This window comes from Shewanella acanthi, assembly GCF_019457475.1.
In the GTDB taxonomy this organism is placed as follows: Bacteria; Pseudomonadota; Gammaproteobacteria; order Enterobacterales; family Shewanellaceae; genus Shewanella; species Shewanella acanthi.
In genome coordinates, this window is sequence record NZ_CP080413.1 from 2,409,015 (window position 1) to 2,424,240 (window position 15,226).

Sequence of the window (15,226 nt, forward strand, 5' to 3'; positions counted from 1 at the left end):
TTTCAAACAATGAATCGAGGGACCAAAGTTGCAATTAAGCCTAAATCTCGGCACATTGCATAGTCATAATGAAACAAAATGAAAATAAATTCAGGATTGAATATGCGTTCCGCCAAGCCATTTAGACCCCTTATGCTTGCCATCGCCATGGCATTGCCATTGCTATCTTCGCCATTGTTATCCGCGCCAAGCTACGCCGATGAGCCCATTTTTAGCTATATGGCCACAGCCCAGCCGGTTTGGGCCCAGCATGGCATGGTGGCGAGTCAAGAGTCGGTCGCGAGCCACGTGGGGGTTGAGATCCTAAAACAGGGCGGCAATGCGGTCGATGCCGCAGTCGCCGTAGCCTTTAGCCTTGCAGTGACCCTGCCCCGCGCCGGTAACATTGGCGGCGGAGGTTTTATGCTAGTGCACCTTGCCAAGGATAATAAAACCATTGCCATCGATTACCGCGAAATGGCGCCATCCCACGCCGATAAGGACATGTTCCTCGACGAACAGGGTAATGCTGTCGATAAACTTAGCCGCGAACACGGTCTCGCCGTTGGTGTGCCCGGCACTGTAATGGGAATGAATTTAGCCCTCGAAAAATACGGTACTATGAGCCTCGCCCAAGTGATTGCCCCTGCGATTAAGCTTGCCGAGCAAGGCTTTAGTGTTACTCCAGATCTTGCGGTTTCCCTCTCGGGCCTTAAACGCCGCGTGGGGCAATGGCCAACCACAGCCGCCATTTTCTACAAGGCCGATGGCAGCGACTATCAAGTTAACGAGGTATTAAAGCAGCCGGAACTGGGCCATTCTCTGCGTTTAATTGCCGAGCATGGCGTTAAGGGATTCTACGAGGGGGAAACCGCCACTAAATTGGTGGAGGCCGTCAAGGATGCGGGCGGCATCATGACCTTAGCCGATCTTAAAAACTACAAGGCGGTCGAGCGAGAGCCCATCCACGGTACCTATCGCGGCTATGAGGTAGTCTCTATGCCGCCGCCATCTTCAGGCGGCGTGCACATCATCGAAATGCTCAATGTGTTGCAGCAGTTCCCCATCGATAAACTTGGCCAAAACACAGCGCAAACCATTCACTTAATGGCCGAAACCATGAAACATGCCTACGCCGATCGCAGTGAATACCTAGGGGATCCCGACTTTTACAAGGTGCCGACCACAGCGTTAACCAGCACCGACTATGCCAAAAAGATTGCTGCACAAATTGCGGTCAATAAGGCCACGCCGAGCACCGAAATCAAACCAGGCAACCTCGCGCCCTACGAGAGCGACCAAACCACCCACTTCTCAGTTGTCGATAAGTGGGGCAATGCGGTATCCAACACTTATACCCTTAACTTCAGCTATGGCTCAGGTTTAGTCGCCAAGGGCACGGGCATTTTACTCAATAACGAAATGGATGACTTTTCCGCAAAACCTGGCACCCCCAATGGCTACGGTTTAGTGGGCGGTGATGCCAATGCCGTTGAGGGCAATAAACGCCCATTAAGCTCAATGAGCCCAACGATTGTGATGAAGGATAACAAACCCTTCTTAGTCACAGGCAGCCCGGGTGGTTCACGGATTATCACCACGACGTTACAAATCATTATGAATGTTATCGATCACGGGATGAATATTGCCGAGGCGTCCAATGCGGCTCGAATTCACCACCAATGGTTGCCCGATGAATTGCGGGTCGAATCTAGCCTTAACCGCGACACCATTTCCTTACTCGAAGCTAAAGGACACAAGGTGAAGGTGCAATCGGCCATGGGCAGCACTCAATCGATTATGGTGACAGACCAGGGCATCTTTGGCGCCTCGGATCTTAGAAGCTCCGGCAGCGAAGCGGTTGGATATTAAGTCGTTATATTCACCTTCGAACATAACCCCTTAACAAAAAAGCCCTGTTTCACTCATGAAACAGGGCTTTTGTTTAGCACTTTTGCCTTGGCACTTTACCTGTTGCAGTAAAAGCGACTTGAGATGAACTCAAGTTGAAGAATGTAAAACCTAGCGCTTAGCCGATAACTCGATAAAGGCGGCGGTATACATTTTCAGGTTCAGCATAAATTGCTCAAGAGTAATAAATTCCTTCTCCGTATGACCCGTGTATTCCGCACCCGGCATGGCTGGGCCAAAACTGAGGGCGTTCGGGAACAATTTGCTGTTGGTCGAGCCGCCAATGGCGATAGGTTTTGGATCGGGGATTTGGGTGTAATGGGCAAACACATCCAGCAGGGTTTGTTGGTGCGGCGCATCTTTCATCACCATAGGCTCGCCCCAGTAGCTTGTCACATCGTTCAAGCTGATTTGATGTTTGCTCTGCCACGCATTTAAGGCATCTAAGGTTTGGCTAGATAATAGCGCAGGGGTTTTGCCCACAGGGCGGCGTAAATTGATGGTTACCTCAGTGCCCTTATCGGTTTCTGCCACCACGGTTGGGGATAGCGTCATCGGGCCCATAAAGCTGTCACTATAGGCAATCTCACCAAACTGCTCGGCGTATAAACCTAAACCCACCAGCTCATTCATTGCCGTCATGGTCATCGCCGCATTGGTTTTTGGCCAAGGCTCGTTGGCGAGTAACGCTGCGAGATGCGTAACCGCATTCACCCCATCCTCAGGGGTCGATGAGTGCGCAGCCTTACCGTCGGCAAAAATATGCAAGTGGCATGGCTGGGTGTCGCACTGATTCTCAAAGCGATAACTCATGCCCTTCTGCGCTGCCGCTTTGCTCTTGAGTGAGGCTAATAACGCTGGGGTTGAGCCAACAATTTGTGCCTCGGCCTGTTGCGGTACTTGGCTCGCGAAATAACCGCCAAAGAAGGAGGTTAGAATCGGTGCTTGGGTATTCGCTAAGTCGTCATTATTAGGCATCATCTTAGGCACGGTAAAGCTGATCTTGCTCCACCCCTTTTCAGCCGTGACCACAGGGTATTCGGCGTCTATGGTGATGTTAATTTGCGCTGGCGTGTAATCCTTTAAAAATGCCTTCAGCGGCGCCCAGTCGGATTCTTCGGCAAGATAAACCACCAACTCGATACGTCTATCCAGCGGAATTTGCTTATCTTTAATCGCCTTCATTGCATACATGGCGGTGACGATGGCACCTTTATCATCCTCCGTACCACGGCCGATTAATTTTCCAGGCTCGGAGGTTGTGTCTAATTCGTATGGGCTTTTCGCCCATAGTGCAGGGTTAGCTGGTTGCACATCGCCGTGGGTGACAATACCGAGTTTTTTCATATCCTTGGTCAGAACATTGGCATCTAAGCCAATCAGCAGCACATAACCGTGGTCGGCATAATCGAGCCCAAGGGTTTGACTCAACTCCTTTAAACTTGCCTTAAAGTCCACAAACGCGGGGTTAGTGTCCGGCGTTTGGCCTTCGACCGCCTGGGTATTAAAACTCACCAATTGAGTGAGACTGTCGACCATGTCCTTTTGGTAAGTCGCCACGGCGTATTCCGCAACCGACATGGCATTTTCACTGAGTGTTGTTGGGGCCGATGCTGACGTTTGAACGGTTGCTGGCGCTTTGGTTTCAGACGCGACGGTTGGCGCTTGAGTCTGTGATGAAAATGTAGCTTGGGGCGCTAACACACTCGCAATAAAGAGTGACAGAGGTAAAGCACGGCTACGCTTGAGGAGTGAATTGGCGTGAGAATTAACGGGCGAGCTCATAGGAGTCCTATTTATTATGTAATTTTGAACCTGACCTAACGTCTTGATATGAATTATCTTGATATATAAGGGCTTTTGGCTATTGATTTCGGTTTTTGCGCCCATGATCGCGACATTCGTGCAGCAGTTTGCCACAAATTCATTCTTAAGTGCCCCATCCTAACCATTTGTTACAAACAAAACATAAAATCGTTGGAAGCCCTAAGCGGTTACATGTTAAACAGTTACCTTAAAATAAAATGAATGCAGCTAACTTGCATTCAACACAAACAACAATCAACAAACGGGGAATAGATAATGAAGGGATTAACCCTCAAACCGCGCGCTGTGACATTCACCTTCAGTGCCATTGCACTGGCCTTAGCCCTCAGTAGCATGAGTGGCTGCAGTTCTCAACAGAGTGACGCCGCCGTTCAAGCCGCCGCTGCGCCAAATGCGGTATCTACGCAAATCATTACCGAGAACGCCAGCAATCCATTCTTTAAGCCCTACGGCACCTTTGTAGAAATCCCAGACTTTGACAAGATCAAGGCCGAGCATTATCTACCAGCCTTTAAAGCGGGTATCGCCGCGCAGCACGAGCAAATTCAAGCGATTATCGATAACAAAGCCGCGCCAACTTTTGCCAATACCATTGAAGCGATGGAGTTTTCTGGCGACTTATTAGACCGCGTATCGAACGTATTCTATAACCTGACCAGCGCAGACACGACCCCAGAGCTGCAGGCACTCTCGAAAGAAGTGTCACCCATGCTGTCTTCCGCCGAAGACGACATTCTACTCAACGATAAGCTGTTCCAACGTGTTAAAGCCGTTTATGACGCCAAAGACGGCCTCAAGCTCAATACCGCGCAGGCTAAATTGCTCGAAGATACCTACAAAGCCTTCACCCGTGGCGGCGCTAATTTAAGCGAGCAGGATAAAACCAAACTGCGTGCCCTAAACGAGGAAATCGGCAAGTTAAGCCTAAGCTTTGGCGACAACCTGTTAGCCGAGACCAATGCCTTTGAATTAGTGATTGATAACAAGGCCGATCTGGCTGGCCTACCAGATGATGTGATTGCCAGTGCCGCCGAAACCGCCAAGAAGCGCGGCCACGAAGGCAAATGGGTATTTACGACCTCTCGCCCATCCATTACGCCATTTTTAACCTACGCCGAAAATCGCGAGCTGCGTGAGAAAATCTACAAGGGTTATATCGAGCGCGGTAACAACAATAACGCCAACGATAACAAAGTTATTCTGGCGAAAATTGCCGCCCTTCGCGCCGAACGCGCCCAGTTAATGGGTTACAAGACCCACGCCGATTTCGTGCTCGAAGAGCGCACCGCTAAGACGCCTGAAAACGTCTATGGCCTGCTTAACAAAGTATGGCCTGCGGCGCTTGCCCAAGCCAAGGCCGAAGTCGCCGACATGCAAGCCCTGATCGACAGTCAAGGCGGCAAGTTCAAGCTACAGGCGTGGGACTGGGATTACTACGCCGATAAAATTCGCGTTGCTAAATACAGCTTTAACGAGCAGCAAACCCGCCCTTACTTTTCACTCGACTGCACCATTCAAGGCGTGTTTTACACGGCTAACCGCTTGTACGGCCTGACCTTTAAGGAACGTACCGATCTGCCGAAATACAACAGCGAAGTCCGCACCTTCGAGGTGTACGATAAAGACGGCAAATTGATGGCGATCTTTATGGGCGACTACTTTGCCCGCGACAGTAAGCGTGGCGGCGCGTGGATGAACTCCTACCGTAAGCAATACCATATGAATGGCGTGGACTCGCTGCCTATTATCGTTAACGTACTTAACTTCCCACGCCCTGTAGGCAATGAACCCGCGCTGCTGACCTTCGATGAAGCCAGCACCCTGTTCCACGAATTCGGCCACGCCCTGCACGGTATGTTATCTAAGGTGGAATACCGCTCTCAAGGCGGCACCGCAGTGCCACGCGACTATGTGGAGTTCCCATCGCAGGTGAACGAAAACTGGATGACCCAACCTGAAGTGCTCGCCCAGTTCGCTAAACACTACAAAACCGGTGAAGTGATCCCGCAGGAGTTAGTGAAGAAAATCCAAGCCGCCAGTAAGTTCAACCAAGGTTTCGCCACCGTGGAATATATGGCTGCGACTAAACTGGATCTGGATTGGCACACCCTAACCGACACTACGCCAAAGGACACCGCCAAGTTTGAGGCCGACTCTTTAGCCGCGATGGGGTTGATTTCTGAGATCAGCCCACGTTATCGCAGCACTTACTTCTCGCACATTTTCGCGGGCGGTTACTCTGCGGGTTACTACAGCTACCTGTGGTCGGATATTCTCGGCGCCGATGCCTTCGAAGCCTTTAAGGAAAACGGCATTTTCGATAAAACCACAGCAGATGCCTTTCGCAATAACATCCTGTCACGCGGTGGCAGCGACGATCCTATGCTGATGTACAAAAACTTCCGCGGTAAGGAAGCAGGCATCGAGCCGCTGCTGCGTAGCCGTGGCCTCTTAGCTGAATAAGGAAGAAATCCAGCTACAAGCGACTGAGTAAGACCTTACTCATTCAGCCATAAAATAAGGGGAGCTAAGCTCCCCTTATTGTTTGCATTCAGCGCTACAATCACGTTTGCATTGATAGGCCGTGCGTAAACCGCTTAGCTTCCAAATTGATAGGTGTAGGATAAAATCAGCCGTTCATCTGCGCTGTCTAAGTAGGTGTTGTTATCCATCATAAAGGTCATAATGTTGAAGGAATGACGCTTGTTCACAAGGTAACCTAAGCCTAGTCCCATAAAATAACCTTTATAATGATCACCCTCATCGTTTTTCGAGCCGTAGGTACCGACCATAAAGCCCAATAAAGTCATTTCGGCTGACAAGGGTTTTAGGGCGAAGGCGCCGAGATAACCGCTGCTGCCAGAGACTTCCACCATACTAAAACCGTTTTCCGCATTGGGCATACCAGTAAAGTCAGACAGAGTCGAACAATCCCCTTCGGGATCGGTACAGCGTGGCGATTCACCGTCGTTATAGGTGTAACCCGCCGTTGGGAAAATCTGCATTCCCCAGGGCTGAATGCCAAAGTAACTCAATGGTACAAAGGTACCAATACTGTAGTTGGTCTGATCCGCGCCGTTGGTATACTCGTTTTTGCCTAAGTTAAAGTTCACTATCCCTAGGGGAAATAACCAAGAGCCGCCAATGCGCCACTCGCTACCGTCGCTATTAAGACGCACGTTAATTTTTCGGGCGGCATCAAAGGCAAGCGATCCCGAAAATGACAGGGCGTCATCATCAAAATCGAAGTTATTGGCGTAGGAAAGACCGGCTTTAGTGATAACTTTAGTGGGATCGTCGGCAAGTTTGGTTTCGTTGTTAGGGGTTTGCCCTTCAGCAGCCAAGGCATTGGCCGAACCGAGAAGCGATAATATTGAGATTAACGGCATCCATTTCATACTCACCCTCTTCACGTCATGTTAACTGGGTATCGACCTATTCAATCTATAGTGCCCCCACCACTACTTCAAGTTGTCTCGTGAAATAGTGGCGATAAAAACACCATAAAAAGCCCGTAAAACAACCAATAGCCTAGCAGGCTTTGCCATGAATAGATTTAAGGAAAAGGGATGAATAGGCAATAGGAGCATAAGCACCATCTCAATTCCTAATCTTCATTAAGTGAGTGTGCTACTAAAGTGCTTTCAAATACTTTAGGATTTAGCTCTAAATGATTGACTAAAGAACTCTTTAGAATATATGTGTGGAATGAATATCGAGAATTGAAGAAAGCCACCACCTTGCACAAAATCTTGAATAAGTAAGATGATGGTGGCTTGGTTAAGATAATTCGGCTTTTAGTTTAAAGTGACATTATCTGCCTTTAAGTTTACAGATGTCTGCTTGCCGTCAGCATCAACGAATTTCACAAGGCCGGGTAACAATTGCATTGGGGTTTCGAAGTCTTGCTTGTTATTTGACTCACCGTTTTGATAGTAGCGGATTGCATTAAAAGTCCCATTTTGCACTTTTACGGTTTGGAAGGTTACAAGACTATCCCCTTCACTAATTGTTTGCTGTTGATTATCACTTGTATGGTTATATTCAAGTACAAATCCATATTTGCCAGGTAGTAGATCTTCTAATTGGGCCATTCCACCTTGCAGCCACGCTTGCTCAAGCGTTTGCACCGCACTACCCCAGCCGTAAAACTGTAGTTTTGCAGGTGCGCCAATAACCGCCCCATCAGAATCACGCAGTTCCACTTGTGCAGTAATGGTCTGGAACTGATATTCAGACTCTTCAACCGGATTCTGGCGTAGTGTGTTGGTGACATTGTTACGAGTAACCTGAACAGCAACATCGCCACCATTTACTTCTTCAGGATCGAGTAACAAGAGAGTTTTCTTTCCTGCCGTAACAGTGACCGTATGCTTATTTGATGCACTGCCCCATCTATACCACTGTAAGCCATGATTGACTTCACTATCATCTTCAGACGCTTTTACTGATACAAAAGCAGCAATTTTATTGAAATCACATTCATTGATACTAACTGTCTGAGGGCCACTTGCAAAATTACTAAAATTAAACACGACATCACTCGGTAGCATATACTGTGGTGAACTAAACCAACCCGACCCACCATTTGAGCCACCATAAGAGATTGCACCACTATGGGCAAATGTTACTTTGCTGGCTTCCCACTCTACTGTCGGACTTGATCTGTCTACGTATACATTCTGCTTAACATTGATGCCGTTATTAAGTGACATTTCAAATGAATACACGCCAGGGAACAGCTCGGCGGTGCTCTCACCATTCACGTCAGTGTTGCCGCCAGGCCAGTGAGAACTAGAGTAATTACTGCCTGCACCATATCGAATATGAGCGTTCGCAAGACCCTCTCCTGTATCGCAGGCGGAGAGCTTCATCGTTACTTTTGCAGTTTGAAATTCCACAAGGTTTTTAAGAGTGACATTCGTATCGAGTTTGCGAACTTGTTTACTATTGCGGTAACGCGCCTCAAAACTGTAGCTGCCTTCTGGAATATCAGCTGTAGTCTTGCCAGCGGCATCGGTTTTGCTGCCAAAATACCATGTACTTGAGTTGTTTCCTACGCCATAGGCGATGGTCACGTCTTCAATAGGAGCACCGCCACTATCTTTTACAACAACGGTGACAGGGACTGCGAACGCAGCACAAGGTAACATTAAGCTAGCAATCATTAACGGTCTGTATAGGTGGTTTGGGCGTATAGACATAAGTTTTCTTCCATTTAGTTGATTGAACATCCTTTTGACCGTGCGCCCTTCAAAGGGTACGGCATACACTTAAAGTCGAAATAACTATAGAACAGAACTTTAAAAACGACGTAATTTTGACGAATAAATATTTAGTAAAGATATTTAGACTGTATGTGAAATTTTAATGTTATGATTTTAATGAAAAATTACCTTTAGACTTGAGTGTCAGATATTTATCAAAACGAGTACCAACTGGACAGCCAAACTTAGTCAGAATGGCATCGTCGATGCTGTCTAAGTTTTAGTCTGATACGAAATGCTGAACAGGCTTTAGAGGTGCTTATGCCGCTCCTTCACCAATCGTATGTCAGTTTTGAAGATAGAGCTGATTACTATTACGGAAGCGCGTAGTACTAAGATCCTTTTAATGTGATAACGTTCTTTTATTTGCGATAATCTATCAGTAGCGCCGAGCACAGTTGAACTTCAAATCATTTTCTCCATGGACTTAGCCTAGCCCTCACAGCCTCTCACTTTAGAACAGAAGCAGAACTGTCTCCGGGAAAAACCGTGACAATATCTCACGCTCAGTCAATGTGAAACTAATGACTGCTTTTGACTTTAATTGGTAGCTAATTAGCCCAGTTCGATTAACCCTATTACTTATAAATTAGCAACTAACCTTACACCTAGGGTCGCCATTCACCTTAATTGAGCCTAATCTAGTTCAACAATGAGTACGACATATTTACAGGGAATCGTATGTTAAATTGGAAACAGGTTATAGGGTTTATTTGGGCGAGTGTGGGTGCAGTGCAATTGGCGACGGCGGCTGACGAAGCCCCCATTGTGGGCCAGAGTTTACCCCGCGAGGGTGAAGTCGCCGAGCCTATCTCAACCCAAACTGCCATAACGGGCACAAATTCGAACTCGTCCAAATCAGTCAATCCCGAATTTGTAGCGGTTCCCTTTATTTTTGCCACCAAGATGCTGAGTACCGCAGTGGGCGCGGCGGGTGTGATCAAGCATGCAGGTCAGCAACAGGCGGTGGCATTAGGGATTGGGCTTTATTCCAGCAACGATAGTTGGATGAGTTACTTGGGCTTTTTTAATTATCAGATCCCACAATTATCCCAATGGTTATTTGCCCTCGAAGGTTATCGGGGCCATTTTCAAGAGGGTATCTACTATCTTAGTCTTCCCGATGACAACATTACTAACCCCGGACCGGACGACACCCAAAGAATCGTGACCGTTGGCGATGAAGCCTTCTATCGGTTGAAGATGAAATACATTGTGCCATGGGGGCATGGCCGCAATGGCGCTGTGGCGAGCCTCGCGCCAATCAAAGACAGCTTAACTTGGAACCCGTTAACCTCGGGTGTATCGAGTATTCAGTTGACGCCCTTTTACCGCAGCCAGAATTTAGAAAACTTCGATGAGCTGCCCGATGACGCAAAAGGGATTACCTTAGAGCTTAATTGGGATAACCGCGACAGCCGCCTCGATAGTACCCGTGGTGGGCAAACAACGCTGACCCTGAACCGCGATTTTGGCGATAGCAATAGTGCAAGCTGGACAACTTGGGAGTTCGAACAAAGCGCATTTTTGCCCCTTGGGGACAATAGCTGGTTCGAACAGCAAGTATTAGCGGCGAATTTTTACCTTGCAGATACACCAACTTGGAATAGTGGCGATGATGCCATGTTACATCGGCCTCCATCGTTCGCAGGGGTGTATTTAGGGGGATTTAGGCGTCTTCGAGGTTATACCTCCAAGCAATTTACGGGTCGCAGCGCTGTCGATTACGCCTTGGAATACCGCGTGCGTCCCCATTGGCAACCACTGCAACATTGGCCGCTGTTTAAGCTTTACAATGTGCCTTGGTGGGAATGGGTGGTTTTTGCGGAGGTGGGTAATGTGACTAATGAGTTTAATTTTAGCGATTTACACCAAGATATGAAGAGCATTTACGGCGTTGGGGCGCGATTCGAAGTCGAGGAGATCGTCGTGCGCACCGAATTTGCTTTTGGTGGTGATGAAAGTCAAGTGTGGGTCATGGTGAATCAAGCGTTCTAGTCTTTTCCGATTTATCCCCATTAAGTTTAATAAAGTTAACTCGAAACAGTCCTTTTCAAAGTGTTTATTTGATTGTCATCCACAAACCACCGCCGCTGGCGGTGCTGGGGCTAATACATCCCACCTCTTAACCCTTTTCGCTTTTAAATCATATGAATCTAGCTAAACAACTCAACAGGTTCATCATCAGGCGTGAGTTGGAGTGTAGTTTCAAACTGCATCCCGAGTTTATTGAGGAGGGATTTAGAAGCATCGTTGTGGGAACTGACGATGGCGACGATGCGCTCGATGCCGAGGCTTTTACCAAGTTCCAAAGAGGCCTTTGCCGCTTCGAAGGCGTAGCCCTGCCCCCAGTATTGGGGGAGGAAGGCGTAACCTAGGTCAACGTTGTCGAGGGTTGGCCGTTTGATTAAACCGCACATGCCGATAGGAAAACCATTGTCGGCTAACACCACTGCAAATAGCCCAAACCCATGTTCTTGATAGCTTTTAACGGGGCCGCTGGCAATATACTCCCGTGCATCTACCAGACTGCGTACCCCCTTATCACCGATGTTGTCGATAAAACCTTGGGTGTTAAGCAGTACCAGAATGAAGGACGCATCATCTTCGGTAAGCTGCCTTAAGATTAGCCTTGGGGTTTGTGCCACTTGCATAGCATCTCTCCAATCAAATAAGGAGGTTATAGATAACGGGCGTACTGACTGCCATCTTTTTGCGGTTTTATCGGCGCATTCACCGCTGGGGTGCCAACATACAAAAAGCCAACGATTTGATCCTCTGCCGCCAAACCTAATGCCGCATTCACATTCGCATTAAAGGCAAAATCCCCGGTGCGCCATACTGCGCCTAAACCTAAGGCAAACGCCGCCTGCTGCATCGCCATCGTCGCGCAGCCCGCCGCGATCTGCTGCTCAAGCACGGGCACTTTCGGGTGCTGCGCCGTTTTAGCCACAACAGTGATCACCATAGGCGCACGCATCGGCATGCCCTTGGCCTTATTGATAAAATCGTCATCCGCGCCATTGGCTTTAGCCGCGTTAACATAGATTTCAGCAAGCCTCTCAAGCCCATCGCCGGTGGCAATGATGAATTCCCAAGGTGCTAGCGCGCCGTGATCAGGAACACGAATGGCGGCATCTAAGATAATTTTCAATTCGCGCTCATTGGGCGCAGGGGCGGTGAGACGAGGCGTAGATTGGCGGGTCAATAAGAGTTCGATGGCGTCCAAGTGATTATCCTAGTTCGATATTAATTGGCAACAAGCATAGCAAATCCCATGAGGCAACAGCTAATAAAATCCCCTTAACCTCCCCTAGACAACAGATTGCTTTAGCACTTATTCAAAAATTCATTCGAGTGCTTAATCAAGTGTTCATTTTCTTTAAGAAATAGTCAACGCTGGTGTAACGCCCGCCCCCGAGACTGACCAGCGCAAGCAGCATGACAAAATAGGTGATGGCAAACTCCATCCCATTGTTGAGAATGACAATATTGCCAGACTCCGTGAGCCAGTCATAATCGCCGTGCTGCTTAAGGATATCCTTTGCTGCCGAGAGCTTATCCCCCGCCGCCAACACTCTGTCATTGGCAAGCCACGAACTCCCATCGGCAATCGCCAGCCAGCCGTTGTCGCCGTGCACCTTAAAGGCGGCCACCAACATTGTAAACATTAACGGAATGCAGATAAGCCGCGTTGCAAGTCCAATGAGTAACAACGCGCCGCCCACAAGTTCAGTCCCTGTTGCGAGCGTAGCCATTAAGCTTGGCAAAGGTAACCCTAAACCCCAATCTGGGTTGCCAAACCAAGTCACAGTGTCATCAAAGTGCAGCGCTTTGGTGTAACCAGCCTGAAGCATAATAGGAGCAAGGTAGAGCCGAATGGCAAGTGGGGCGAGCCCATCAAATGGCTGAAGCCACTTAACTATTGCTAATGTAACCTGTTCTAGCTTAAGTAGGGATTGTTTGGCATCGCCCCAAAAGCGGTGAGATAACATGCTGGTCTCATTTTTCGTTGGGAATTTACCAATAAGACCCCGGCATCGCGCCCTTGATTTCACTCCTTGGCAAGGTTTTCGATCCCCTCTTGGTTTAAGTCCTTAAGATCTTGAATCAATTTATCTAGCTTGCGGTAAAAATGCTTGGACTGCTTTGGGGTTAGCGAAGCATTGATATTAATCAGCATAGCGCCAAAGGCCACGGTATTTTGCTCAATAAGCTGCTTGTGTTTATCACTCTTAAGGCTGTTCGGACGGGTCATCAGTAAAGTTAAGCGCTCACGCAGCACAGAGTGGTAGGTGCGCTGACTAAGGGCAATATCAAACTGCCTAAGCCACTCGTGGCGATAGTCGAGCCACATATCCAAGGTCGAGAGTCGCTGCTGATTATATTGATGGATAAGCGCTTGTTGCTCGGATGTGACACTGCCGAGCCATTCATCGAAAAAGTCACCTAGCCTCTCATCGGCATCCTGTTGTAACTGCTCACTCGATTTACCTGCAAAGTCTTTTGAAAGTTCCTGCTCATCCTCACCTAGCTGCTTCAGGATTTGCTTTACCTGCGGATCTGTTAACGAGCTAATGATAGGCTGTAAGTCGGGCAGAATAAATTCAAAAATCCGATACCATTGCTGCTCGGCGAGCTTGACTTGGGCGAGCCACAACTCTGGGGTTAGGGTCTTTTGCTTAATATGACCTTCAAGTTCTGTGAGCTGACTGACATAGCCCTTAAGCTCTTCGGCTTGGTGCCAGAGGATGAATTTATCGACTAATGTATCGAAGGATTTTTGCTGCGACCGATTAAGACTTACATAATCATCGAGCTGCCAGCCAATGACCCAGTCTAGAAAATGGTAACTTAATTTAGTAGAACATGCTGTAAGCCCAAGGACTAACACCAACAGCGTTAGGTATTTTTTGATCAATCGCATCCATTCCTTTGTTATTACCCGCTGAACTCACACATCACTAAAGCTTGAGCTATTTAGCTTGATACTAGCCTAGCTTTTGATTTGAGGTAATACATGCAAAGAAGGAATCGAACCAATTTAGGTATTCCATTTGCTTACCTTGTTCGCTGCGCGCCGCCATTAATAGCGCCCAATAACAGGCAAACACCCAGTACATTTCAATCGCAGCGGGAAGTAACCGCTGCGCATCTGCCGATAAATGAGGATGGCTATCTAGATAATGCTGACTCAGATAGGCCTGCTGGCTTGGTGTTAGGTTGTGGGTGGCAAGCACCGCCGCGATATCACACAAAGGATGGGAGGCAATCGCATACTCAAAGTCGATGCAATAGAGGCGATTATCCTTAAGCAGCAGATTGTGGGGATTAAGATCACGATGGCAAAACTGCGGCGACAGTTGGCAAGCTTCTATTGCCTTAAGCGAGGCTGCAAAGTCATCATGTTTTGCGAGTAACGCATCCACCCTCGCCTGCCATATCGCATTTGTTCGGTTCTCGACTTTTTCGACTAAAGCAGTGAGCTGCTGGTGATAGGCCTGCCATTGCTCGGTAAGACTGATATGATAATCGCCCTTTGGCTGAATTTGTAGCGCCTGAAGCAAGCTGAGTAGCAACACGTGCGCCTGATTTGGGAAGCCGATATCGCTATTTTGCGAACACGGACTTTGATGAGAACGGCTTAAAGCAAAGCGACTTTGAGTAAAGCCAGCGGCACTGCACTGGGTTTCAAGGCATTGCCAGCTTAGGCTTGAAGAGCCAGTGTCAGCTAATTCTAGCGGCTTTTGCGCAATCGAATCGGTTTTAAGCAAGTCGATTTTATATAACTCAGTTTCTAGCCCTTGGCATAAAAGTGGCTCGCTTTTAATAAAATCGCTTAAATATAAACGCCTGTCGTCACTCACATAGTGCAGCGTTGGAGCAAGCCCTGCCTCGGCTAAATGCTGCCAATAAAAAAGCTCCCGCTCGCGGGAGCAGAGACTATCCGATGTTGGGGTGTTAATGCGCAGCACAAAGTCTGATGTTGGCGTTTTAAGATGAAAATTTTGATTACTCAAGCCACCGGATAGCGGCTCACAGTGGGTAATCATTTTAAGCGTGGCAACATCAGCAATAGGATCAGAGGTGTCGCTAGATATGGATTGAAAAATCGTATCTAAGATAGGCTGTAACTCCACCTTAGATTTAGGCAGAGTGGTGTCATCCTCTGATATCACTGTCGTTTTATCTGCCATTATTTCTACTAAATCCAATCTTTGTCTGATATCAGCACTTAAATC

Annotated in this window: 11 protein-coding genes; 3 read left to right on the forward strand and 8 right to left on the reverse strand. The window is 48.0% G+C overall.

Features of this window, described 5'->3' with window-relative positions; all coding sequences use genetic code 11:
- The first annotated feature begins 102 nt into the window (after positions 1–102).
- Entirely contained in the window at positions 103–1,851 is a 1,749-nt protein-coding gene (gene ggt, locus K0H61_RS10490; protein WP_220049148.1) for a gamma-glutamyltransferase, read from the forward strand.
- Between the two features lie 150 nt (positions 1,852–2,001).
- Here the strand turns inward: ggt and K0H61_RS10495 are convergent, their stop codons facing one another.
- Positions 2,002–3,675 carry a dipeptidase gene (locus K0H61_RS10495; RefSeq protein ID WP_220049149.1) on the reverse strand — a complete coding sequence of 558 codons (1,674 nt, stop codon included), beginning with the start codon at positions 3,673–3,675 and terminating at the stop codon, positions 2,002–2,004.
- Positions 3,676–3,972: 297 nt separating this feature from the next.
- On the opposite strand from K0H61_RS10495, the gene K0H61_RS10500 reads away from it, so the two are divergent.
- Positions 3,973–6,180: a M3 family metallopeptidase gene (locus K0H61_RS10500; RefSeq protein ID WP_220049150.1), complete on the forward strand. Its 2,208-nt coding sequence runs from the start codon at positions 3,973–3,975 to the stop codon at positions 6,178–6,180.
- Positions 6,181–6,314: 134 nt separating this feature from the next.
- Here the strand turns inward: K0H61_RS10500 and K0H61_RS10505 are convergent, their stop codons facing one another.
- Positions 6,315–7,115: a hypothetical protein gene (locus K0H61_RS10505; protein WP_220049151.1), complete on the reverse strand. Its 801-nt coding sequence runs from the start codon at positions 7,113–7,115 to the stop codon at positions 6,315–6,317.
- A 399-nt stretch (positions 7,116–7,514) separates the two neighbouring features.
- Entirely contained in the window at positions 7,515–8,921 is a 1,407-nt protein-coding gene (locus K0H61_RS10510; protein ID WP_220049152.1) for a carboxypeptidase-like regulatory domain-containing protein, read from the reverse strand.
- Positions 8,922–9,665: 744 nt separating this feature from the next.
- Between K0H61_RS10510 and K0H61_RS10515 the strand changes: the two genes are divergently transcribed.
- The gene (locus K0H61_RS10515) at positions 9,666–10,982 is read left to right on the forward strand and encodes a BamA/TamA family outer membrane protein (protein WP_220049153.1); all 1,317 of its coding nucleotides are present in this window, start codon (positions 9,666–9,668) and stop codon (positions 10,980–10,982) included.
- A 158-nt stretch (positions 10,983–11,140) separates the two neighbouring features.
- On the opposite strand, the gene K0H61_RS10520 is transcribed toward K0H61_RS10515, so the two are convergent.
- From K0H61_RS10520 to K0H61_RS10540, 5 genes are all read right to left on the reverse strand, one after another.
- Entirely contained in the window at positions 11,141–11,638 is a 498-nt protein-coding gene (locus tag K0H61_RS10520) for a GNAT family N-acetyltransferase (protein WP_220049154.1), read from the reverse strand.
- A 26-nt stretch (positions 11,639–11,664) separates the two neighbouring features.
- Positions 11,665–12,213: an NAD(P)H nitroreductase gene (locus tag K0H61_RS10525; protein ID WP_220049155.1), complete on the reverse strand. Its 549-nt coding sequence runs from the start codon at positions 12,211–12,213 to the stop codon at positions 11,665–11,667.
- A gap of 136 nt (positions 12,214–12,349) precedes the next feature.
- The gene (locus K0H61_RS10530) at positions 12,350–12,979 is read right to left on the reverse strand and encodes an HvfX family Cu-binding RiPP maturation protein (protein WP_220049156.1); all 630 of its coding nucleotides are present in this window, start codon (positions 12,977–12,979) and stop codon (positions 12,350–12,352) included.
- 59 nt (positions 12,980–13,038) lie between these two features.
- On the reverse strand, positions 13,039–13,902 hold the full coding sequence (locus K0H61_RS10535; RefSeq protein ID WP_220052648.1) for a DUF6279 family lipoprotein: 864 nt from the start codon (positions 13,900–13,902) through the stop codon (positions 13,039–13,041).
- A 73-nt stretch (positions 13,903–13,975) separates the two neighbouring features.
- Positions 13,976–15,181, reverse strand: coding sequence for a phosphotransferase (locus K0H61_RS10540; protein ID WP_220049157.1), 1,206 nt, complete (start codon positions 15,179–15,181; stop codon positions 13,976–13,978).
- Between the last annotated feature and the right edge of the window lie 45 nt (positions 15,182–15,226).